Below are 20,574 nucleotides of genomic sequence, written 5' to 3' on the forward strand. Positions count from 1 at the left end.
CGGTTCAAAAGTAACCGTTTGGACCAGTGCATAAATTAATTCCTGGAATTTAACCAGCCTTTGCGCCAGAAATAAATGATTTGGATAAGAGCGATGAAAAACATGGCAATCATTGTATAAACATAGCCGTTCTCTGCATAAAGTTCAGGCATATTGTGTTTCAGAATCTTACCAGTTTCCGGATCCTGATATGAAAAGTTCATCCCATATACGCCCGCGATGAAGGTTAAGGGAATGAATATGGAGGAGATAATTGTCAACACTTTCATAATTTCATTCATTCGGTTACTGATGATGGAAAGATTCATATCAATTAAGCCGGTGGTGATATCACGGTAGCTTTCCACCAGGTCAATGATCTGCATGGTATGGTCGTAGGTATCGCGCAAAAAGGTTTTGGTTTCCGCGAGTATCAATGGCGAATCGCTGCGAATCATGTCATTAATCTTATCCCGTTCAGGCCATACAGCGCGGCGAATAAATATCATCGCTCGTTTAATAGCCTGAATATCATACATCATTGATTTGCGGGGTTGCCGGTATAACAATTCCTCCAGCGTTTCGAGTTCATCGCCTAAACGATTGATCAGTTCGAAGTAGTTATCGACAACAACATCCATTAGTGAATACAGCATATATGAGGACCCGCTTGTGCGAATGCTGCCTTTATCAGTCTTCAGACGGTTAATGACAGGTTCATAAAATGAAGTGTAGGATTGTTGAAAGCTGATCAGAATCTTTGAAAAAAGAAGATAGGAAAGCTGTTCATTATCAACTTCCAGGTTTTCGTTGATGTACAATGAACGGCTGATTGCGAATAAATAATGCTCAGATTCATCCAGTTTAGGCCTTTGACGGCTGCTGCTGATATCTTCCAGAACGAGCTTATGGATATTAAACCTCTGCTCGAGGTACTCAAATAATTTCTTGTCGCCAAGGCCCTCAATGTGAACCCAATGTGTATAATTCGGAAATTTAGCTAACTGTTCATCAATTTCCGTGTATTTTTCTGTTACTTTTTCTTCATAGTGATCATCGTCATATGAATGAATAGTGATTTTTGGCTTAAGGTCAGACTCTAGTAGTTCGAGTAACCCGGGACTACTTCCCGGCGTGGTTCTGTGGTTATTTGATTTAACCCGGATACGTTTTATCTTTCCCATTACATAAGATATTTGCTGCTCTGTGGACCCTGGTTAAATAACAGATCAAGAATGCTTAAATTTTTCAGGAAGCCGTTTTTTTCTTCAAACACCTGAAAGTAGGTTTTAAAATTTATTGGGGATTCTTTCTTCGGATGAATGATCTCGCGATAGTCAGTAAGATCTGCGTAGGAACTTTCATATTCATCAGTAAACTGATAATTGACGTTAAGCTTCAGAGCCCCTAGCAGGAAGAGCAGGATAGCCTCATTATAATCGCAAAGAAATTCCCATTTCTTTTCGTAAAAAGGGAGAAGACTGTCTTCGTAAAATTCGAAGTAAGCCGAACTTCTGTATGAGGTTTGCAAACTCATCAGGTGCATACGTTGCCAGTTAAACTCATAACTTATGCGGACGTCCTTAAGCGGAGTATGCACGTTTGATCCTTTGATAACGGGAACAATCAGGTCTAACTTTCCATTAGGCGAATGGATAGATGCGCGATTCCGAAATGTTTGTTTTGGGAAATGCTCATGCTTTTCGAGCAGAACATTTTCTTTATGTGTTATTAAACGGCTAAAGTACTCTACGGGCGGGTGATAAAATAACGGGAAAATTGCTCCTTTTTGCATCGTATACGTTAAGTTTGCAGACAATTTTTTTGTCGAAATTAAGGATTAAAGCTTCCGGCTCCAAAAGAACCGTAAGAATAACAAATTACATTACCGGCAAACTTAAAGGCCTTAAGCAGTCGATAATCCCAAGCAGATGAATACGAGTCTAAGCAGGCTTAATACATTTTTTCTATCTCTTATCTCCCATCTCCCCTTTTGGTTGTTGTACCTGCTTGCGGATCTTGTATTTATCGTACTCTTCTACCTCGTAAAATATCGCCGAAAGGTTACCCAATCCAACCTTGCGAATGCTTTTCCGGAAAAATCAGATGAGCAAAGAAATCAGATTGAACGGAAGTTCTATCGTTTCCTGGCAGATATGATTATGGAATCGCTAAAAATGAATTCCATTTCCGCAAAAGACATTACAGCCCGCTGTCATATTACTAATCCTGAATTACTTCAGGGGTATTTTGATCGTGGTCATTCTGTTCTATTGGCCACCGGTCACTACGGAAATTGGGAATGGGGCAATCTTTTTATGCCGCTGCGATTCAATGAAAATATGCTTGTCATTTACAAACCCCTCAGTGATAAAATTTTTGAAGGATATCTTAACAAGATGCGGTCGCGGTTTGGGTCAGTAATGATTCCGATGAAGCTTACCCTGCGTAAGATCATTGAGATGAAAAATGAAAAGTATATGGTTGGTTTTGCAAGCGATCAAACACCTACCAGGCATGAATCAAAGTATTTCACTAACTTCTTAAACCAACCTACAGCAGTGTTCCTTGGACTGGAGAAAATCGCCAGGGCGACCAATCACCCGGTCATATTTGTACAGACAGAGCGCCCAAGAAGAGGGCATTATCAATATACTTTTATCACCATTACCGAAAATCCTGCTGTTACTTCCGAATATGAAATTACGGATTGGAACGCTCAACAGTTAGAACAGATAATCCGTCGCAGGCCCGAATTGTGGCTTTGGTCGCACAAGCGCTGGAAGTTCACTCCTCAAGAAATTAATCTATAATGTATTTTCCTAAAGTTGCCGTTGTTATTTTGAATTGGAATGGGAAAAATTACCTGGAAAAATTTCTTCCATCGGTATTGGCAAGTTCCTATCCAAATTTGGAGATAGTTGTGGGAGATAATGCTTCTACAGATCAGTCTGTGGCATTTATTAAAAGGAATTATCCATCAGTCAAAGTAATTTCCACAGGAAAAAACCTGGGATTTGCTGGCGGATATAACGAAGTTTTAAAGCAGGTAGAAGGCGATTATTATGTCCTTCTAAATTCTGATGTAGAAGTAACTGTCAATTGGCTTGAACCTGTTATTGAACTGATGGAGAGTGACCGGGCTATTGCGGCTGCGCAACCGAAAATACTCTCCTATCACAATAAAAAGGAATTCGAGTACGCAGGCGCGGCAGGCGGATTTTTAGACCGCTTCGGCTATGCTTTTTGTCGTGGACGAATGTTTGACGCGGTTGAAAAAGATGAGGGACAATATAATCAGGCAACTGAAATTTTCTGGGCATCGGGTGCCGCGTTTTTCATAAGAAAGGCAGTCTGGGATGAATCAGGGGGATTGGATGCTGATTTCTTTGCTCATATGGAGGAAATCGATCTTTGTTGGCGGTTAAAGAATAAAGGTTTCAAGATCATGTATTGCCCAGCTTCCGAAGTTTATCATGTTGGCGGAGGGACCCTAAACGCGGAAAGCGCTTACAAGACTTATCTGAATTTTCGAAATAACCTGGTAATGCTTCAGAAAAATCTTCCGCCAGGAAAGGCTTTTCGTATAATTTTCGTCCGTTTTTGGCTCGACCTGTTATCATTAGTTAAGTACCTCCTCCAGGGAAGCGCAAAAAATGCGCTAGCTATAAGCAAAGCGCACTTTTACTTTTTTGGCAATCTGAACGGCAACCGTAAAAAGAATCATACCGACAAGTCACGGTTCAACTCTGCCGGACTATATCGTGGAAGTGTGGTTTGGGATTTCTTTGTTCGAGGAATCAAGCGGTTTTCTGATTTGAAGTTTTAAGCATCTGTCTTGGCCAGGTTCATAAAATAGGAGGTAAAACTTTCAAAGTCATCAAATTTTAGATCGTATTGATCTGTTTTCCCGAATCCGTAACTCAGAAACACAAATGGCACTTCTGCCATCCGGCTTTCTTCGCTGTCGGTTTCAGTGTCTCCAATATACACCGGGTTGCTAAGCTTATACTTGTCAATAAGCAACCTGATATTGTAGTGCTTGGGTTTTGAATTTACCCCATGGGCCATTTCATCGGTAATCAAATGTTCAATATTTGCCCACTCCATAAATTGTTTGATTACGTTATCCGGGCAATTGCTTACTATAAATAACTGATATTTAGTGGCTAGCTGCTCCAGCCCTTCCTTTACGCCTCCGTAAAGGACGCCACCCATTTGCGGGATCAGTTCCGCTCGCACTTCGTTAATTGACCTGAAGATCCGCTCTTGCTTTTCTTCATCGAAATCGGGCATCACATGTTCTAGGACTTTTCGCTTTTCCCAACCCATCATGTGACTGAGATCTGCGCGGCTTATAATCTTATCTATATTCTCATTTTTGAAACCCTCATTCCATGAAGCCACATACGTATCGGCGGCATCCCAAAGGGTGCCGTCCATATCAAAGATTAAACTGTCCGGTTTATTTATCATAGTATTGAGTAGTTAGTAATTAGTACGGAGATTGGAATCAAATACCAATTATATTAAACACATGTTTTAAAATTACGTTGATTTTATTTACCGAAGATATAAGAACTATTAGGATGGCTGATTGGAAGAAATTATTTAGTGATGTGAGTTCCGATGTTGAACAAAAATTTGACGACCTGTTTTTTAATCTCAGGAAGCGACTTAAATTAAATGATCCGCTGCAGATTGTCACCTACCGAAGTTATGGAACGATGAATAGGTTGTATATAAAGGGTCGCGTGCTAGAGGATAAAGGCATTGATGCTGCTACCGATAATGATACGATCGTTAATAACCTGGTTAATATGTACCATCGCTTTCAAAGTGATGAGATTCCGGGCGCATCTTTGAAAGTATGTTTCCAGGACCAGGAGCACATCGTAGTAACAGATGAAGAAGGTTACTTCATGCTAAACCTTGCTCCGGAAACACCTATAGAATGGATGGATATGTGGCATGAGATAGACATTCAACTAATGAAAGCTCCTGTCCCATTTTCGCCTGGTTTAAAGGGTATAGCCGAAGTTTTAGTGCCTCCTTTAGACGCTGAGTATGGTATTATAAGCGACATAGACGATACTGTGGTGCAAACCAGCGCGACGGATGTTTTGGCTATGTCAAGAAAAGTTTTTCTTCACAATGCACGTACCCGGCTTCCTTTTGCGGGAGTATCTGAGTTTTATAAGGCTTTGCAGCTCGGCCGGAATGGACAGCGAAACAATCCATTCTTTTACGTATCCAGCAGTCCGTGGAACATGTATGACCTTCTGAAAGACTTTTTAGATTTAAATGAGATTCCCGAAGGTCCGCTTCTTCTCCGTGATTTTGGCCTTCAGGATAATAAGTTTATCAGCTCGGGTCACATGGGGCATAAATTTAAAGAAATTGAAAATATTCTCCTTACTTATCCCCTTTTAAATTTCGTTTTAATTGGGGACAGCGGACAGGAAGATCCAAAAATTTACAGAGAGGTTGTAAAGAAATACCCCGGCCGCATTCTTGCAATCTACATTCGTGATGTTCAGTTAGCGCAACGGGAGAAAATAGCAACTGATATTTCAACAGAATTAAAGGACTACGTGGAACTGGTGATAGTTGATAATACTGTTGAGGCAGCTGAACACGCTGCTAAAACCGGACTTATTTATTCCGAGGCAATTGCGGAGATTAAGTTAGACAAAGAAAAGGATAAGGGTGAGACTGCGGGAAAAGAAGAAGCAACAGCAATGGAAATAGATTAAAAACCTGTTGTGAAGGATTCAAGGACTTCTAATTGCCAGCCCCTATCCACTTAGACCATGTCCTTTTTTGTTAGAGTTGGATTGTCTATAGGGTAAAGAAAAGACTACAATACGGAGTGATTTACTTATCTCAAAAAGTGAGATAAATTACACACCAGTATACATTTATCTTCCCAACAACTCTTTTTCATAGGCTTTAAGCAAGCATTAAGGTAAATTTATTTACCTAAAATCATCTGCTATGAAAACTAATTACGGTCTTAGGAAACGAAGCTTGCTTATTCTGGTAATTTTTTTTGGCGCATGCGATAAAGAACACGCTCAATTTGTGAACACAAGTGAAGATTTAAGCTTGGAAGTGTATGCAGGAACAACCGCAGGCCGCAAAAACGGACCTGTGCTAGAGGCGCAGTTTCTATACCCAACCCATATTGCTATTGGTCCTGATAAATCACTTTACGTAGTAGATGGTGGATCAGCGATTGGCAAACAGCCTTTTTTAGTTACGGGCACTAAAATCAGAAAAATCACCCCGGATGGTATCGTATCAACATTTTTCGATGTTGCCAGTTCACAATCGGGAATACAAAGCATTAACGGAATTGCGGTAAACAAAGCTGGTGATGTTTATATTTCTGAAGGTAATCAAATCAAAATGATCCGCCCTGATGGTAGAAGCGTCGGATTAATCGCTGGAACTTTAGGCCAGGATATCATGAAAGATGGGCCTGCTATAGAGGCAACCTTTCACGAACCATCGGGCTTAGCTTTCGATAAAAACGATTGCTTGTATATCCTGGATACAAAAAATAATGCAATTCGCTTTTACTCAAACGGAAAGGTGAGTACAATTGCCGGTGGGAATAATAACTTTATTCCCGGTAACGCACCTATGGACGGAACTGGCCCTCAAGCTCAATTTGATTATCCGCAATTTATAACATTAGGGCCCGATGGGTCTATTTATGTGAGTGGTGGTTATTTTCCAATTATTCGAAAAGTAACCCACTCCGGGGAAGTAACAACATTAGTGAAAAGTTCAAGCGAGTATGAACCGGGGAATGTCCATACCATCAGAGGAATTACATTTGGGCCGGAAGGCAGGCTTGTTGTGAATCTTAATTCTGGAAAACCTTCCAGAAAGACTTTTTCTTTTTCGGTGTCGGCGGTTTCTGTTGAAGATTTGGCATTTACTGAACTTGCCTCAAACTCCTACGAAATAAACGATCAATATCCCTACGATGATGCAGATGGTTTTCCGAGTTCCCGGGAAGAGGGTTTAAATTTTCCGACAGGTATGCTGGTTCATGAAAAGACTTTATATATCGTTAACTCGAACAGTCATAAAATTCTTACAATAAGCTTAAAGTAGTTTTGAGGCTTTTTGTTTAGCGAAACAAAAACAATTGGAAGAATACATTGTCACTACCTTCAAACAGACTGAGCAGTCTATAACGCCAATCTCTGAAAAAACTAGAATAGAACGACTATTTCACGGCTCTATAAAAAACTCTCGACAGCAAGCCTGTAGCCATCCAACCCAAAACCAGTAAGCACACCTTTGCAGTTCTTGCCGGTTAACGAAACATGCCTGTATTCTTCGCGAGCATAAATATTAGAAACATGCACCTCAACTACGGGCGAATTTATAGCCGCAATTGCATCTGCGATGGCTATCGATGTATGGGTGTAGCCCCCAGCATTCAAAATGATACCATCAAAGCTAAAGCCCACTTCATGCAGCTTATTGATCAATTCACCTTCCACATTGCTTTGGAAGTAATCTATTTCAAGGATGCTGTATTTCCCCTTAAGATCTTCCAAAAATGTAATGAAATCGCTGTTTCCATAAATAGATTGTTCGCGAACTCCTAATAAGTTTAAATTTGGACCGTTAATTATCTGAAGTTTCATTCGCTGAAATATGAGATTTTTGAAATTAGATTTTTGAAATTAGTAGTAGTTTAAAAGCCCCCGGCTTTTAATATCCAAACTTATAAAAACAAATTGGACTGGCAATCAGCTTTAAAAGGCTTCAAAGTATATCTGCGTCTTGAAAGATCTTTGTCTTCTAACACTATTGAAGCGTACATTCATGATGTTAGAAAGCTTCAGCAGTATTTAACTGCTCATGAACTGGATCGGGATCCTTTACAGATAACAACTGATGACTTAAAAAACTTTGTTTTTTGGGTTGCTCAGCTGGGGATGCTTCCCGCTACTCAGGCAAGGGTCATATCAGGATTAAAGGCTTTCTTTAAATATCTTCTATTGGAAGACCTCCTCCAGGCAGACCCCTCCTCTTTGCTGGAAAGCCCGCGCATGAGCAGAAAATTACCGGATACACTCAATATTATCGAAGTAGATAAGCTGATATCTGCTATTGATTTATCAACTCATGAAGGGATGCGAAACAAAGCAATGCTTGAGGTTCTTTATGGTTGTGGGTTGAGGGTCACCGAATTGTGTAGCCTTAAAATATCAAACCTGTTTTTGGATGTCGAGTTTATTAAAATAACGGGCAAAGGAAATAAAGAACGACTAGTGCCCATCGGTTCAGAAGCGGTGAAATTTCTTAGGATCTATCTGGATGATATCAGGGTGCATCTAAATATTAAAACTGGCAAAGAAGACTTCGTATTTCTTAACAGAAGGGGAAGTTCGCTGTCAAGAGTTATGGTCTTCATTATCATAAAGAATCTTGCTAAAGAGATTGGATTGAAGAAAAGCATCAGTCCGCATACTTTCCGGCATTCCTTTGCTACTCACCTGGTGGAAGGTGGTGCTGATTTACGAGCCGTGCAAGAAATGCTTGGCCATGAAAGCATTACTACCACTGAAATCTATACACATCTGGATCGAAATTATTTACGCGAAGCAATCATTCAGTATCACCCGAGAAGTTAAGAACTTTCTGGTTTTTTGCCTCAATCCACCTTGACATAAATTTGGTACTTGCCATTGTATGATGCATTAACATCGATCCGGTAAAATTATTCAGCCGGTGGACTGCTAGCTCATCCCTAAGGTTTGTAAGCTTGGTAGAAAAGTTTGCGTTGAAATGTTCGTCAGAAAAAAAGTGATTTACAATCTGTACTCCGTTTTGCTGGGCGTTGGTCCATAACCTTTTATCAGTATACAGCTTGATAGCAGCTTCAGCAATTTGATTCGGGTCGTCGAAGATAGCTCCATTCCAAGGCAAGCTTTCATGCATTGCTTCTGCGCCAATAGTTGTTGTTACGCTCGGGGTTCCACACTTCATTGCCTCCAGCAACTTACCTTTTAAGCCTGCGCCAAAGCGTAAAGGTGCCAGGCACACCCGGGCGTGCTCCATCACCGTCATCGCATTATCTGCTCGTCCTTTTATCAGAAAACCTTCCCTCGGGTTATGTAGCTGAAGGACCTTTTGAGTCGGATATGCTCCATAAATATGTAATTCAGCTTCCGGCAGAGATTTTCTGATTAATGACCATATGTCTTCTCTTAAAAATTTAACAGAGTCAAAGTTAGGCTCATGGAGGAAATTACCAATGCTTATAAAATTCTGACGCTCTGTGAATGACAGCTTCTGTGAAATCTGTTTCAAGTCGAGCCTATGGGTCATAAATGGGAGGTAGTATAGAAGACTTCCATCTACTTTAAATACTTCTTTAAGAAGTTTTAACTCGTAACTGGAAATAATAAGTGAAATATCACTTCGCAATATGCTTGCGATTTCCCTCCTTGCCACATCAGTCGAAAGGAGATCATCTGTGTTGAATTCCCTTAACTCCTTGATGGCTTGGTGGCGAGCACGGCGTAAACAGTGCAGATCTTCTGTATCTAGAATCCGCAAAGCATTTGGACATTGCTCTGATACCCGCCATCCGAATTGCTCTTCTACCATAAACCGGTCAAAGACAACGATAGACGGACTTAACTGACGAATAAATCGATCAAAGTCCGAACTATTCAACTCCACTTTTGCTTTCTCCACATGTAAGCTTGATAAATCTGCGCAATAAGGACTGTCGGCGGCAGCACTGGCAAAAGTTACCTTTGACCCATTAGAAAGGAAAAATTTAATCAGCTGCATCATTCTGACACCGGCTGCCGAGGATTGAGGTTCGGGCCAAACTGAACCAATAATTAGAACATTTTGATTTTGGGTCATTGAAATACTAATCAAATTTGACGATACTTCACAAAGATAGGTTTATCAAGCCATCGGTTTCGGCAGCAATATATTATCGCCGCTTATTGTCAGGAAAAACTGCTTACAAATAGTCCCTTTACAAATTACCTTTTTAGAGAAATAATTATTTTTATTCTATATTTAAAATATTCAACTTAAAACCTTAAAGCCATGAGTGTAATTTCAGAATTTAAAGAGTTTATTTCCAAAGGCAATGTAATTGATCTTGCCGTCGGTGTGATCATTGGTGCCGCATTTGGTAAAATTGTAACATCCCTGGTAGATGACATCATTATGCCTCCCTTGGGTTACATTCTGGGAGGAATTGATTTTGCAGAAAAGAAGTGGGTACTTGTACCTGAAGATACTTCTACAAAGGTGACTGAGGTGGCAATCCGTTACGGAAATTTCATAAATATTGCAATTCAATTTTTAATAATAGCAGCCTGTATTTTTGCAATTATTAAATTGATTAACAGTTTAAAACGAAAAGAAGAAGCTGCACCTGCTGCAGCCGTTCCTACAAAGGAAGAAGCTTTACTTGCCGACATTCGCGATATTTTGCGTTCACAAAACAGATAATTGTTTTCCAGGTTGTTTTCATCTTGTGAACTAGCAGGATGAAAACAACCATTAATTTTCCACACTATTTAAAACAAGGTTAATTTCAGACTAATTGCCTTCGACGTATTTCTTAAAATTATCTAATATCGCCTGCCATCCGCTCCTTTGTAATTTAACTGAATTTGTGCTCTCAGGATCAAATATCTCAGATATTTGGGTTGAGTTCCCCTGATCTGTAAAAGTTATTTGAACTTTTCTGCCGTCACCAAGAGTATAAGCAATGTATTTGTTCGGAATTACTTGATCGTAAATTCCTTCGAAGTCAAATCCAAAACTCTTGTCTCTGGCTTCCATTCTTGATAAGAATTTGCCACCCACTCTAAGATCGTTTATTGAATGCGGAGTGTGCCAATCGTCAGAAGCATTATTCCACTTCATTATATGATCAGGCTCAGTCCAGTATACCCAGGTTGTTTCTACCGGTGCGTGAACAGTGGTTTCGACCATTATTTTTTTTTCTTGTGTTTCCATAACCGTTGCTGTTAAAATTGATGACTATTGAGTTCGGTTTGAGAACTCTAAGTCGTCAGGTATACTAATTTAATGATTAAAGATTTTTCTTTTGATCCGAACGACAAATAATCAGCGATAACTTTTTCGACCTTGCTAGTTCATGTTTGACTTGTTAATTCAAATGCGGGGAAGCGGGTTCATATGTCAACCACTCACCGCACTTTTGATTATAGTTATTCAAAATCACGTGAACCAATGGCAAAGGGCCACCAGAGCGTTTCGGATTCCTACCGAGTGTTTCTCAAGAATTTTCAATCGTTCTGAGGGGCACTAAAGCGATTCCACTGTTCCAGGAGTACAAGGAAAACAAGAATGTCTAATGAGAAATACTTTATGATAAATCTTTCATTAAAAACGAGCCTGAGGTATTAGCGAACTAAAGATACAGTTATTAGCAAAGCAAAATTGACAGGAAGCAGCCAGGTGGAATTACCCTGGTTGAAGATTTTTTTCTATCAAGAGTTGGATTATTCCGTCAACCAGTCCCACTCTGGGAACAAAAATCTGTTTTACCCCTCCCCATTTCATCACAGTAAGGTAAATCTCACTAGCCGGAATGATTACGTCGGCCCGGTCTGGATTCAACCCCAAAACATTAATACGCTCTTTTAAAGAGTATGAATTTAAATAAGAATGAAGCGACCTTAATTTAGTAAAACTCATTGGTATACCCTCCTTCTCATCAGCCATTTTATACAAACGGTTTATATTTCCACCTGTGCCAATACCGAGGAGATTTTTATGTGTCCGGTTTTGTTCTTTAATCCAATCTCTCATTTCAAACCAGGTTTCTTCTTTATCCTGATTATCAAGAATGCGTATTCCTCCGAGATTGAAGGAACGGGAAGAAACTATCTCCCCCGCAGAAAACACAGATAATTCTGTGCTTCCGCCGCCTACATCGATGTACAGATAATTCTTTTTACGATCAAGGTGCTGTTCAATATGGCTACTATAAATGATATTTGCCTCTCGTTGCCCTTCGACAATTTCGAGGTTAATGTTCGCTTTAGACCGAATCAGCTTGACCATCTCCGGGCCATTTGTCGCTTCCCGCATTGCAGAGGTTGCACAAGCCATATAATCTTCTACGTGATAAACATCCATCAGATTACGGAACGCCTGCATAGTCTTCAAAAGCTCTTCAGCTTTCTTAGAAGATATTTTTTTATCCAAAAAAGCGTCGTCTCCCAATCTTAAAGGCACCCGAACAAGGGTGTTTTTCTTGAAGGAAGTCTCCTTTTCACTCTCAATTATATCCGCAATAAGAAGTCTTATAGCGTTTGATCCAATGTCAATAGCAGCGTATCTCAAGGTTTACTGTTTTTATATTTCAAATAAGTGTAGATATCCGATTGAGCACGATATGCTGTTTTAAGACGGCCACGAAGATACCTGTTATTATTGTACTGGTTAATTTCTCTGGCCTTCGTATTATCCTTCAATTGAATATCAATAATATCTCTGATCTCCTGCTTGATATCCTTATCAAAAATCGGGAAGCCAACCTCCACCCGATGATCAATATTTCTGGTCATCAAATCTGCCGAACTAAGGTACATCAACTCCTTGCCGCTGTTAGCGAATATCCAAACCCTTGCATGTTCCAAAAATCTATCAACGATACTTCGCACCGTTATATTCTCGCTATACCCTTCAAGTCCGGGAATTAAGCAGCACATACCGCGTATGATGAGCTGAATCTGAACTCCTGCATTGCTGGCATCATACAGTTTCCCGATCATGCCCTCATCACTCAGACTGTTCATCTTCAAAATCATATAAGCCGTATTACCGGCTTTGGCCTGTTTAATTTCGTTATCAATCAGGGCGTATAACTTTTCGCGACTTTCAAGTGGGGAAACGATCAGGTGTTTGTACCCACGGTAAAACACCTTTTTCTCTAAGCCAATAAACAACTTGCCAAGTTCGAGTGTAATATTTGGATTTGCGGTGAAAAGACTGTGATCACAGTATGTTCGGGCAGTTTTTTCGTTAAAATTACCGGTGGCTAAATTAGCGTAATAAACACTTTTCCCTTTTTCAATACGTTTAACAAGGCAGATTTTTGAATGAACTTTATAATCGGGCATTCCATAATTAACAATTATTCCCTCTTCCTCCAGCCTTGTAGTCCAATAAATATTGGCTTGCTCATCAAACCGGGCCTTCAATTCGAGCAGGCAATTCACCTTCTTGCCGTTCTTTGAGGCATTTATTAACGCATTAATAATTCTTGAATTCTCGGCAAGCCGATATAATGTTACGCTGATCTCTTTAACCTTCGGATCTATAGCAGCTTCTCGTAAAAAATGTATAATGTAATCAAATGCCTGGTAAGGTAAATTGATAAGAAAGTCTTTGTGCGCGATTTGTGCGAACATACTTTCGCCTGTATTCAGATCCCTTAGAGGCAATGGGGGCGTTTTTCGATATTCTAACTCCGGCCCTCCGACATTTGGGAAATTAATAAAATCCTTAAAATTATGATACCTGTTTCCCGGAATTAACCCATCGGCCGATAAATCTAATTGGGCAACCAGAAAGGTGAGCATATCAAGCGGCATTGCCGTATCATAAAGCAATCGCATTGGCTTACCCTTCCCCCGTTTCTGTAAACTTTTAGCAAGAGCATCAATAAATTTCTCACTTACTTGTCGGTCAAGATCCAGCTCTGCATCGCGTGTAAGCTGAATTGAAAAGGCTTCTATCTTATCAAAATCGAAAATGAAAAATATCTCATCCAGACAATACCGGATTATATCATCCACCAGAATCACATATTTCAATTGATTGGTTTCGGGCAGAACCACAAATCGGTCCAGATCACTGGTTGGAATCTCAATGAGAGCAAATCTTGCTTTTGGGCTGTTTGACCTGGTCAGCCGAACTAAGAAATAAATACCGCGGTCTTTAAGCTCCGGAAACGGATCTTCGAGGTTCAACATAACCGGCACAAGTGTACTCAATACTCGTTCACGAAAATAGTTTTTAACAAACTGGCCTCTCGAGACATTCAGCTGCTGTTCGGTGATTATAAAGATTTTTTGAAGAGCAAGTTCCTTTATAATGTCATCCTCATACAAGTGGTTAAACTTGCGCTCATGCCTTACCACTATACTTTTGATCTGTGCTAAAGTTTTTTTGGGGCTATATCCGATTAACTCCTTTGCCTTATTATTGATTTTTGAAAGGCGGTTCAATGTAGCCACCCTAACTCTATAAAATTCATCAAGATTAGATGAAAATATAGCCAGGAATCGTACACGCTCTATTAAAGGAACAGTTTTATCCGCCGCTTCCTGCAAAACCCGGTCATTAAAAGATAACCAACTGATTTCTCGATTAATCAGCGGAATGTTTTTAGGCATGGTATATAAATAAACAATCCCGACCGAAAGAAGTCAGGAATGCAAATATGAAAAATATCTTGTTAACTGAATATTAACCTCAGATTAACATACTATATCGTGTTGTTATTTTCATCCTGAGGGTTGCCGTTTTGTTCGGTAGCTTTTGGAGCAACAGTTGGTGGTTCTGCTTTAGCCGAAACTTTCACTTTTGGCGTCCTGGAAGTAGCGGGCTTCTTCGCAATCGCTGATTTTGGTGCCGAAGGTTTGGAAGCTTTAGAAGCGCTTGAGATAGCCCTCTTTTCTCCGTCCACCGGAATTATGGCACGACGAGTATAAGCTCGTTTAGGTTTTACCTCAGCATTAATTCTACTAACTCTCGCTACAACCTTCTCTGCTTTCGCAACCGATTTAGAAGTTGGAATTCTGGGAGTAGTTAACGGCTTTTTTATTTTTACCTTGCTCTTGTTAGAAATCTCAATTTTATCCCCTACCGCTTCTTTGACTTCGTGAAATTTATCGGCAAGCTTTTTTGCGAGTTGTCTGCTTGCCTTTTGAATGTCTTTCCCTAATTTACTGGCGTCGTGTCCTAAGTTCGAAATCACCTCGCTGAACCTATCCATTATCGATTCCTCTAATTCTTTCTTTTCGGCCCGACGGGTAGTTTTTTTAGCAGCTTTCTTGTTGGTTTTGCTTTTACTTGACTTCATAATTTAAGGTTAGGGAATTTAAAGTGATTAAAGCTAAATTTGCAGACAATTAAATATATCAACAAAAACTTAATTTCCCAATAGTATAAGAATTATGCCAACATTCGATATAGTAAGCAAGGTAGACGGTCAGACATTGGACAACGCAATTAATACCGCAAAAAAAGAAATTTTGAATCGCTATGACTTCAATGATTCGAAGAGCACTATCGAACTTGATAAGAAATCCAGTGAGCTAACTATTGTAACTGAAAACGATATGCGTCTACGTGCCATCGAAGATACAATCATATCAAAGATGGTTAAACAGCAACTTGATCCGGATAGTATGGATCGCGGCAAAGAACACTATGCATCAGGAAATATGATCCGCAAGGAAATTAAGATCAAAGAGGGACTTGATAAGGAGACCGCAAAGAAGATTGTGAAAGCGATAAAAGACAGTGGTTTAAAGGTACAGGCTTCTATCATGGATGACCAGGTTAGGGTACAGGCCAAAAAAATCGACGACCTGCAAGGTGTTATAGCCCTCTGCCGTAAAGAAAATTTTGGTCAACCATTGCAGTATATCAATATGCGAGACTAATAATCGGGAATCATGTTGAGGAATAATGATGTTCAATAGCGAGCCCGATGTTCTCTAAAAAACCTACATCTGCGTAGTGATCATCCGTTAACCGCCAGCAACCATATTTATTTGCTATGAAGAAGCTCGAACCGTTTTCATACAGTATTCGATAACCCTGTTCGCCGTTGTACCTTTCAGGTTTTGCTTCCAGCGAATAAATTAATCCGGTGGAAGGATCTTTCGCCTTGAATTTCATGGTTAATTTATTAGAGTCCGCCTTCTATTACAGATTGTAAATGTTTCTGAAACCACCCAAGAGCAAGGACGGCTACTTCCTCCAATTTTCCTGGCTCCTCAAACAGATGACTTGCATCTTCAACAATCGCGATCTTTTTCTTCGTGTTTAATAGATTAAAGGCTAATTCGTTCAATCCAATAACTTCATAATCAAGACTGCCAACAATAAGAAGAGTTGGAGCAGTAACTAAAGGCAATTTGTGGGCGGCCAAATCTGGTCGGCCGCCTCTTGAAACAATGGCATATACCATAATTCCTAAAGCGGCGGCCGCTTCCAGTGCTGCCGCTGCGCCAGTACTGGCTCCAAAAAAAGCTATTTTTAACCCGGTTGTTCTCTTATCTGTTGTTAGCCACTCTGTAACCCGAATTAATCTATTTGTCAACAGATCGATGTCGAATCTTCGGGTGGTATCCCTATCCTCCTCCAAACTAAGCAGGTCAAATAATAATATGCCAAATCCTGCCTGGTGCAACATGTCTGCAACAAGCTTATTTCTTGGACTTTGCCTGCTACTACCACTTCCATGCACAAAAACTACGATAGCTTTAGCGCCTTGTGGAATTATCAACGATCCTTTCAAACGGGTGGTTCCAACCGGTATTTCGATCTCGTCGTTTACTTCTTGAATTACCATACGTGTACCTTAGAGAAAATCATCTAATGCACTTTGCACCGACATTTTGAGGTTATTATTTCTGTACAGTTCTAATATTTTTCTGCTTTTTCCAGCAATGCCATTAATTTTTCATCGTCAAACTCGCTAAAGTTCTCGTAAACCTGCCCTACAGCATAAAATGAAGTCGGCTTAATTAATACTTCAATTGCGTCTGCTTCATTAAGTCTTTCATTATAACTGGTACCTGAAACAGGTGCCGCAAGTATGATTTTCGCTGCCTTCTTTTTCCTGCAAAGCAAAATAACCGGAACGAGGGTGACGCCCGTCGCAATACCATCATCTACAATGATAACTGAACGTCCTTTCATCTCAGGAAGAGGCATTCCATGCCGGTATTTTTTAATCCGACGCTGTACTTCCAGTTCCTGGTCTGCTATGATCTGATTAATCATTTCTGGCGACAGCATATTTTCGACTTTAGGGGAGACGTAAATTGAATTTTCTTCGCTTACTGCACCGATACCGAATTCAGGTTGTTGCGGCAGGGGAAGCTTTTTAGAAACAATGATAGATAGCGGCGTATGCAATTGCTTGGCAACATAAAAAGCGACTTCAACTCCTCCACGTGGTATTCCAAAAACCATAGGATTGAGATTCCTATACTTCCTTTCCAACAGAAGCCCCAAATCATAGCCAGCCTCTTTTCTGTCCCTGAAAAACCGTCTGTTCTCTGCATAAACCATTTTAATAGATTTACAAGTCGCAAGGTTGCAACTAGAAGGCCTTTATAAAGTCAACCTATAAAGAAATAAAAAGTTTAAAAAAATATGAGTGTGATAAAGTTGCTTAAATCGGTTTCAGTTAAAAGACATATCTTAGAAATTACCATGAATAAGGTGTTCAAATGTATATATTTTTACAATCTAAACGCCCTTTACATCTTTAGTATCATAATCGTCGATATCCGTGATGTAATTATTTTGAATCAAAAACTCAAACAATGGTTTCGCTTCCGCAGATACAGGCATATTCCGGGTTGTAATAATCTCGTTTGACTTTTTATTTAGATATGGATAAGCATATAACTTAACGTTTCTGCTGAACAAGTCACTGATATAGGCCAATAACTCATCAGTATAGTTTGCCCCATAGTTATCTGAATTAAAAATATTCTTAAGATTTGAAATATTGGTTGATATGCCCACGCTATTTGCGTTGCAACGTGATAAATATTGGGCTAATTTATGGTTGCGCGCAAAATCTGATACAATTACATAGTTGCCGGTTGCACAAAGTTCTTCCGCGCGTTTCGCAAAGGTTTCCAGATCCTCATTATTAAATTCCCGGTTATCATCAAGTAAATTCGTCATCAATACTTCTACAAGAACAATCATGTTTTCGTCCTTCACAAGTTGCGAGCGTTTAAACTGTTCTACTGCCCGGTTGAAAAGATCAAAGTTTGGAGTCGATTTCTGGCCGAACTTCGTACGTAATATCATTACATCCTTTTTATATAAAAGATCTTTACTCTGTCTGGCTTCACCGCTAGCATCAAAAATGGCGGCTCCCGAAAAACCTTTCGCAATCAGGTACAGATTAACCAGTCGATCGTTTGCATTTTTAAAAGCAGGCCCCTTAATGCTCACCAGATCAATTTCCACCGAGCCGATCGATAAATTATCAACCAGTGATTCAATCATTGTCTGAACATCGTCATTGTGGAAGTAAGCCGCATAGACTAAGTTTACACCCAGAACACCTAAAACATTTTGCTGGAGGTTGGCATCGCTATCGAGAAGCCGCACATGAAAAACGATATCGTTAGACTCCCCGCCCGGAGTAACCTGGAAACGGATACCCAACCATCCATGCGGATCATTACTCTTGCTAAAATTTAATGTAGTTACAGTATTGGCAAATGCGAAAAATGTTTTAGTCTCATATTTTGGTCCGTATAAACGTTCCGTCAACAGATTAAACTCATGACTGATCATTTTATCCAGCCTTGATTTGGTCACATATCGTCCGTTTTCCTCCGCACCATAAATAGAGTTGCTAAAAACCATATCATATGCGGACATGGTTTTAGCTATCGTACCGGAGGCAGCGCCGGCAGTAAAAAAATTCCGTGCAACCTCCTGCCCTGCTCCAATTTCAGCAAACGTTCCATAAATGCTGCTATCTAAGTTAATCTTTAACGCTTTACGCTTATTCTCTAATATTTCCCTGACCATATCGGCTAAATTACAAAAATTGCAATGTCGCTTAAAAGAAAAGGTGCCATGCTTTCACAAGGCACCTTTTCAGGAATTAACAAACGTTAAAATGAAACCAGCAAATTCTTATTGGATAGAAATCTCGCGAGACTGCATTTTAGCTTCCTCTTTTTTAGCTACAGCCACCTTTAAAATCCCATCTACATACTCAGCTACAATCTTAGTGTAGTCAGCGGTATCAGGAAGAGTAAAAGTTCTTACGAATGAATTATAGCTGTACTCGCGCCGGTTGTATCTTTTATCCTGGCTGGCTTCTTCACTTTCTAATTTAGTTTCGGCAGAAATACTTAAGATATTTCTATCCAGGTTAATTTTAAAATCATCCTTTTTCATTCCAGGGACCGCCAGTTCAATATGAAATTCATTCTCAGTCTCAGCTATATTCACAGCAGGAACACGAGAAGTTAAGCGATCGGATACAAATGAATCATTGTTAAAGAGTGATTCAAAAACATCGTTAAACAATGGGCTTAACGCTTGTGATTTGTTGCCATTTGAAAACTTTACTAGTGTCATTTTTTGGTCCTCCTTTAAGTTTTTTTATTGTTATTTGATAACTGCTAAACAATCGGTATACCAAGCGGGTTTAATCACTATCCGGAAGGACTTTTAAGACAGTTTGGCACTGAAAAATTTTCACATACGACAATATGACATATGACCTTATTAACTGATTTCCATTATAAATCCCCGATTGCGGTACGCTTTGCGGATATTGATGCTTTCGGACATGTAAATAATGCGATATATCTCACTTATTTTGAGATAGCCCGCTCAAGTTATTGGAGTGAAGTGGTTCATTGGAACTGGGAGAAAATGGGAATCATTATCGGAAGAGCAAACATTGATTATTTGAAGCCGATCGGGCGAAATGACCAGGTGTTTGCTTACGTACGTACATCACGGATAGGCAAAAGTAGTTTTGACCTTGAATATGTCCTGGTGAGATCAGACAACGGAGTTGAGGAGATTTGCACCACAGGCAGCACCGTTTGCATTTCATTTGATTACCATCTTAACTCTTCTTCACCTATTCCGGAAGAATACAGAATTAAAATGCAAGAATTTGAAGCACTAGAAATTTAAATCTCAATTATTTCATGCTCAGATAGAAGTCTTTCAGTGAAGCGCTTTACATTTTTTTTATTCCCGGAAACTTCCATTGCTACTCTAAAACAGTTGTCCTTTTTGTAGAAATCTTTTTGCAGAAGTTTTAGGCTGTGCTCTTTAACCAATTCTTCTACCTTATCAAAACTTTCCAGGTTGGTATTATTGAAGGTCAAAGTGTATTTTTTGCGATGATTAGAGATATCTATCAACATCTCCATCTTTCCAAACACTGATAATATTAAAAGAACAAACAGGGCAAGTAAAACGCTCAGCAAATAATCGCCGATGCCAATCAACATTCCTATAGCAGCAGCAACCCAGATTACTGCCGCAGTGGTAAGGCCTTTTACATCAAGGCTGCCTTTAAAAATCACCCCAGCACCTATAAACCCAATGCCGGTAATAATATTAGCAGCAATACGGTCGTCACTTCCACCAATGCGTTGAGACACTATAGTAAAAACCGTGGCACCTAGGGAGATTAATATAATTGTCCGAAAACCAGCAGACTTGTTCTGATATTCTCGTTCAAATCCGATAATGCCTCCGCAAAGCACAGAAAGCAAAATCTTAATAACATCTTCAGAAAAGATTTCCATC

Annotated in this window: 23 protein-coding genes; 8 read left to right on the forward strand and 15 right to left on the reverse strand. The window is 39.7% G+C overall.

The annotated features are described in order from the left end of the window. Positions 1 to 35 precede the first annotated feature (35 nt). Positions 36 to 1,163, reverse strand: coding sequence for a magnesium/cobalt transporter CorA (corA, locus tag AC1MCB_RS06750; protein ID WP_479967976.1), 1,128 nt, complete (start codon positions 1,161 to 1,163; stop codon positions 36 to 38). After that, positions 1,163 to 1,774, reverse strand: a complete 612-nt coding sequence (locus tag AC1MCB_RS06755; protein ID WP_479967977.1) for a WbqC family protein — start codon at positions 1,772 to 1,774, stop codon at positions 1,163 to 1,165. The genes corA and AC1MCB_RS06755 overlap by 1 nt, the downstream gene beginning before the upstream one ends. 136 nt (positions 1,775 to 1,910) lie before the next feature. Here AC1MCB_RS06755 and AC1MCB_RS06760 point away from each other — a divergent pair, with 136 nt between their 5' ends. Both AC1MCB_RS06760 and AC1MCB_RS06765 read left to right on the forward strand, forming a co-directional pair. Further along, the gene (locus AC1MCB_RS06760) at positions 1,911 to 2,792 is read left to right on the forward strand and encodes a lysophospholipid acyltransferase family protein (RefSeq protein ID WP_479967978.1); all 882 of its coding nucleotides are present in this window, start codon (positions 1,911 to 1,913) and stop codon (positions 2,790 to 2,792) included. After that, positions 2,792 to 3,808, forward strand: a complete 1,017-nt coding sequence (locus AC1MCB_RS06765) for a glycosyltransferase family 2 protein (protein ID WP_479967979.1) — start codon at positions 2,792 to 2,794, stop codon at positions 3,806 to 3,808. Before AC1MCB_RS06760 ends, AC1MCB_RS06765 begins: the two co-directional genes overlap by 1 nt. Here AC1MCB_RS06765 and AC1MCB_RS06770 read toward each other — a convergent pair. Further along, on the reverse strand, positions 3,805 to 4,455 hold the full coding sequence (locus tag AC1MCB_RS06770; RefSeq protein WP_479967980.1) for an HAD family hydrolase: 651 nt from the start codon (positions 4,453 to 4,455) through the stop codon (positions 3,805 to 3,807). The genes AC1MCB_RS06765 and AC1MCB_RS06770 overlap by 4 nt on opposite strands. Before the next feature lie 113 nt (positions 4,456 to 4,568). Between AC1MCB_RS06770 and AC1MCB_RS06775 the strand changes: the two genes are divergently transcribed. Continuing rightward, positions 4,569 to 5,735 (forward strand): App1 family protein, encoded by a 1,167-nt coding sequence (locus AC1MCB_RS06775; RefSeq protein WP_479967981.1) that lies wholly within the window; start codon positions 4,569 to 4,571, stop codon positions 5,733 to 5,735. Positions 5,736 to 5,976: 241 nt separating this feature from the next. After that, positions 5,977 to 7,107, forward strand: a complete 1,131-nt coding sequence (locus AC1MCB_RS06780) for a hypothetical protein (RefSeq protein ID WP_479967982.1) — start codon at positions 5,977 to 5,979, stop codon at positions 7,105 to 7,107. Between the two features lie 128 nt (positions 7,108 to 7,235). On the opposite strand, the gene AC1MCB_RS06785 is transcribed toward AC1MCB_RS06780, so the two are convergent. Beyond that, the gene (locus AC1MCB_RS06785; protein ID WP_479967983.1) at positions 7,236 to 7,649 is read right to left on the reverse strand and encodes a type II 3-dehydroquinate dehydratase; all 414 of its coding nucleotides are present in this window, start codon (positions 7,647 to 7,649) and stop codon (positions 7,236 to 7,238) included. A gap of 93 nt (positions 7,650 to 7,742) precedes the next feature. On the opposite strand from AC1MCB_RS06785, the gene xerD reads away from it, so the two are divergent. Beyond that, positions 7,743 to 8,642 carry a site-specific tyrosine recombinase XerD gene (gene xerD / locus AC1MCB_RS06790; protein WP_479967984.1) on the forward strand — a complete coding sequence of 300 codons (900 nt, stop codon included), beginning with the start codon at positions 7,743 to 7,745 and terminating at the stop codon, positions 8,640 to 8,642. On the opposite strand, the gene AC1MCB_RS06795 is transcribed toward xerD, so the two are convergent. Continuing rightward, a complete protein-coding gene (locus AC1MCB_RS06795; protein ID WP_479967985.1) occupies positions 8,617 to 9,888 on the reverse strand; it encodes a glycosyltransferase in 1,272 nt (423 codons plus the stop codon). The genes xerD and AC1MCB_RS06795 overlap by 26 nt on opposite strands. A gap of 192 nt (positions 9,889 to 10,080) precedes the next feature. Between AC1MCB_RS06795 and mscL the strand changes: the two genes are divergently transcribed. Beyond that, positions 10,081 to 10,491, forward strand: a complete 411-nt coding sequence (mscL, locus tag AC1MCB_RS06800) for a large-conductance mechanosensitive channel protein MscL (protein WP_479967986.1) — start codon at positions 10,081 to 10,083, stop codon at positions 10,489 to 10,491. 90 nt (positions 10,492 to 10,581) lie between these two features. On the opposite strand, the gene AC1MCB_RS06805 is transcribed toward mscL, so the two are convergent. The 4 genes from AC1MCB_RS06805 to AC1MCB_RS06820 form a co-directional block, all read right to left on the reverse strand. Then, entirely contained in the window at positions 10,582 to 11,004 is a 423-nt protein-coding gene (locus AC1MCB_RS06805) for an SRPBCC family protein (protein WP_479967987.1), read from the reverse strand. Between the two features lie 471 nt (positions 11,005 to 11,475). Then, complete coding sequence (locus AC1MCB_RS06810) at positions 11,476 to 12,360, reverse strand: Ppx/GppA phosphatase family protein (protein ID WP_479967988.1); 885 nt, start codon at positions 12,358 to 12,360, stop codon at positions 11,476 to 11,478. Further along, positions 12,357 to 14,417 (reverse strand): polyphosphate kinase 1, encoded by a 2,061-nt coding sequence (gene ppk1, locus AC1MCB_RS06815; protein ID WP_479967989.1) that lies wholly within the window; start codon positions 14,415 to 14,417, stop codon positions 12,357 to 12,359. Before ppk1 ends, AC1MCB_RS06810 begins: the two co-directional genes overlap by 4 nt. A gap of 92 nt (positions 14,418 to 14,509) precedes the next feature. Next, positions 14,510 to 15,106 carry a hypothetical protein gene (locus AC1MCB_RS06820; protein ID WP_479967990.1) on the reverse strand — a complete coding sequence of 199 codons (597 nt, stop codon included), beginning with the start codon at positions 15,104 to 15,106 and terminating at the stop codon, positions 14,510 to 14,512. A gap of 94 nt (positions 15,107 to 15,200) precedes the next feature. On the opposite strand from AC1MCB_RS06820, the gene AC1MCB_RS06825 reads away from it, so the two are divergent. After that, positions 15,201 to 15,692 (forward strand): YajQ family cyclic di-GMP-binding protein, encoded by a 492-nt coding sequence (locus AC1MCB_RS06825; RefSeq protein ID WP_479967991.1) that lies wholly within the window; start codon positions 15,201 to 15,203, stop codon positions 15,690 to 15,692. 10 nt (positions 15,693 to 15,702) lie between these two features. Here AC1MCB_RS06825 and AC1MCB_RS06830 read toward each other — a convergent pair whose 3' ends face one another. The 5 genes from AC1MCB_RS06830 to AC1MCB_RS06850 all read right to left on the reverse strand — a co-directional run bounded on the left by AC1MCB_RS06830 (position 15,703) and on the right by AC1MCB_RS06850 (position 19,380). Continuing rightward, positions 15,703 to 15,930, reverse strand: coding sequence for a hypothetical protein (locus tag AC1MCB_RS06830; protein ID WP_479967992.1), 228 nt, complete (start codon positions 15,928 to 15,930; stop codon positions 15,703 to 15,705). A gap of 10 nt (positions 15,931 to 15,940) precedes the next feature. Next, positions 15,941 to 16,606: a dienelactone hydrolase family protein gene (locus AC1MCB_RS06835; protein ID WP_479967993.1), complete on the reverse strand. Its 666-nt coding sequence runs from the start codon at positions 16,604 to 16,606 to the stop codon at positions 15,941 to 15,943. 71 nt (positions 16,607 to 16,677) lie between these two features. Beyond that, positions 16,678 to 17,331 (reverse strand): phosphoribosyltransferase, encoded by a 654-nt coding sequence (locus AC1MCB_RS06840; RefSeq protein ID WP_479967994.1) that lies wholly within the window; start codon positions 17,329 to 17,331, stop codon positions 16,678 to 16,680. A 180-nt stretch (positions 17,332 to 17,511) separates the two neighbouring features. After that, positions 17,512 to 18,822, reverse strand: coding sequence for a nicotinamide mononucleotide adenylyltransferase (locus AC1MCB_RS06845; RefSeq protein ID WP_479967995.1), 1,311 nt, complete (start codon positions 18,820 to 18,822; stop codon positions 17,512 to 17,514). A 108-nt stretch (positions 18,823 to 18,930) separates the two neighbouring features. After that, entirely contained in the window at positions 18,931 to 19,380 is a 450-nt protein-coding gene (locus AC1MCB_RS06850) for an Hsp20/alpha crystallin family protein (protein ID WP_479967996.1), read from the reverse strand. A 141-nt stretch (positions 19,381 to 19,521) separates the two neighbouring features. Here AC1MCB_RS06850 and AC1MCB_RS06855 point away from each other — a divergent pair, with 141 nt between their 5' ends. Further along, a complete protein-coding gene (locus AC1MCB_RS06855) occupies positions 19,522 to 19,950 on the forward strand; it encodes an acyl-CoA thioesterase (RefSeq protein WP_479967997.1) in 429 nt (142 codons plus the stop codon). Here the strand turns inward: AC1MCB_RS06855 and AC1MCB_RS06860 are convergent. Continuing rightward, complete coding sequence (locus tag AC1MCB_RS06860) at positions 19,947 to 20,573, reverse strand: MgtC/SapB family protein (protein ID WP_479967998.1); 627 nt, start codon at positions 20,571 to 20,573, stop codon at positions 19,947 to 19,949. The two genes, AC1MCB_RS06855 and AC1MCB_RS06860, sit on opposite strands and share 4 nt — an antisense overlap. Between the last annotated feature and the right edge of the window lies 1 nt (position 20,574).

The sequence above is a fragment of the Daejeonella sp. AP26 genome (assembly GCF_056680515.1).

Coding starts and splice junctions, on each gene's coding strand:
- corA (WP_479967976.1), bottom strand. CDS start 1,163: ATGGGAAAGATAAAACGTATCCGGGTTAAATCAAATAACCACAGAACC.
- AC1MCB_RS06755 (WP_479967977.1), bottom strand. CDS start 1,774: ATGCAAAAAGGAGCAATTTTCCCGTTATTTTATCACCCGCCCGTAGAG.
- AC1MCB_RS06760 (WP_479967978.1), top strand. CDS start 1,911: ATGAATACGAGTCTAAGCAGGCTTAATACATTTTTTCTATCTCTTATC.
- AC1MCB_RS06765 (WP_479967979.1), top strand. CDS start 2,792: ATGTATTTTCCTAAAGTTGCCGTTGTTATTTTGAATTGGAATGGGAAA.
- AC1MCB_RS06770 (WP_479967980.1), bottom strand. CDS start 4,455: ATGATAAATAAACCGGACAGTTTAATCTTTGATATGGACGGCACCCTT.
- AC1MCB_RS06775 (WP_479967981.1), top strand. CDS start 4,569: ATGGCTGATTGGAAGAAATTATTTAGTGATGTGAGTTCCGATGTTGAA.
- AC1MCB_RS06780 (WP_479967982.1), top strand. CDS start 5,977: ATGAAAACTAATTACGGTCTTAGGAAACGAAGCTTGCTTATTCTGGTA.
- AC1MCB_RS06785 (WP_479967983.1), bottom strand. CDS start 7,649: ATGAAACTTCAGATAATTAACGGTCCAAATTTAAACTTATTAGGAGTT.
- AC1MCB_RS06795 (WP_479967985.1), bottom strand. CDS start 9,888: ATGACCCAAAATCAAAATGTTCTAATTATTGGTTCAGTTTGGCCCGAA.
- mscL (WP_479967986.1), top strand. CDS start 10,081: ATGAGTGTAATTTCAGAATTTAAAGAGTTTATTTCCAAAGGCAATGTA.
- AC1MCB_RS06805 (WP_479967987.1), bottom strand. CDS start 11,004: ATGGAAACACAAGAAAAAAAAATAATGGTCGAAACCACTGTTCACGCA.
- ppk1 (WP_479967989.1), bottom strand. CDS start 14,417: ATGCCTAAAAACATTCCGCTGATTAATCGAGAAATCAGTTGGTTATCT.
- AC1MCB_RS06820 (WP_479967990.1), bottom strand. CDS start 15,106: ATGAAGTCAAGTAAAAGCAAAACCAACAAGAAAGCTGCTAAAAAAACT.
- AC1MCB_RS06825 (WP_479967991.1), top strand. CDS start 15,201: ATGCCAACATTCGATATAGTAAGCAAGGTAGACGGTCAGACATTGGAC.
- AC1MCB_RS06830 (WP_479967992.1), bottom strand. CDS start 15,930: ATGAAATTCAAGGCGAAAGATCCTTCCACCGGATTAATTTATTCGCTG.
- AC1MCB_RS06835 (WP_479967993.1), bottom strand. CDS start 16,606: ATGGTAATTCAAGAAGTAAACGACGAGATCGAAATACCGGTTGGAACC.
- AC1MCB_RS06840 (WP_479967994.1), bottom strand. CDS start 17,331: ATGGTTTATGCAGAGAACAGACGGTTTTTCAGGGACAGAAAAGAGGCT.
- AC1MCB_RS06845 (WP_479967995.1), bottom strand. CDS start 18,822: ATGGTCAGGGAAATATTAGAGAATAAGCGTAAAGCGTTAAAGATTAAC.
- AC1MCB_RS06850 (WP_479967996.1), bottom strand. CDS start 19,380: ATGACACTAGTAAAGTTTTCAAATGGCAACAAATCACAAGCGTTAAGC.
- AC1MCB_RS06855 (WP_479967997.1), top strand. CDS start 19,522: ATGACCTTATTAACTGATTTCCATTATAAATCCCCGATTGCGGTACGC.
- AC1MCB_RS06860 (WP_479967998.1), bottom strand. CDS start 20,573: ATGGAAATCTTTTCTGAAGATGTTATTAAGATTTTGCTTTCTGTGCTT.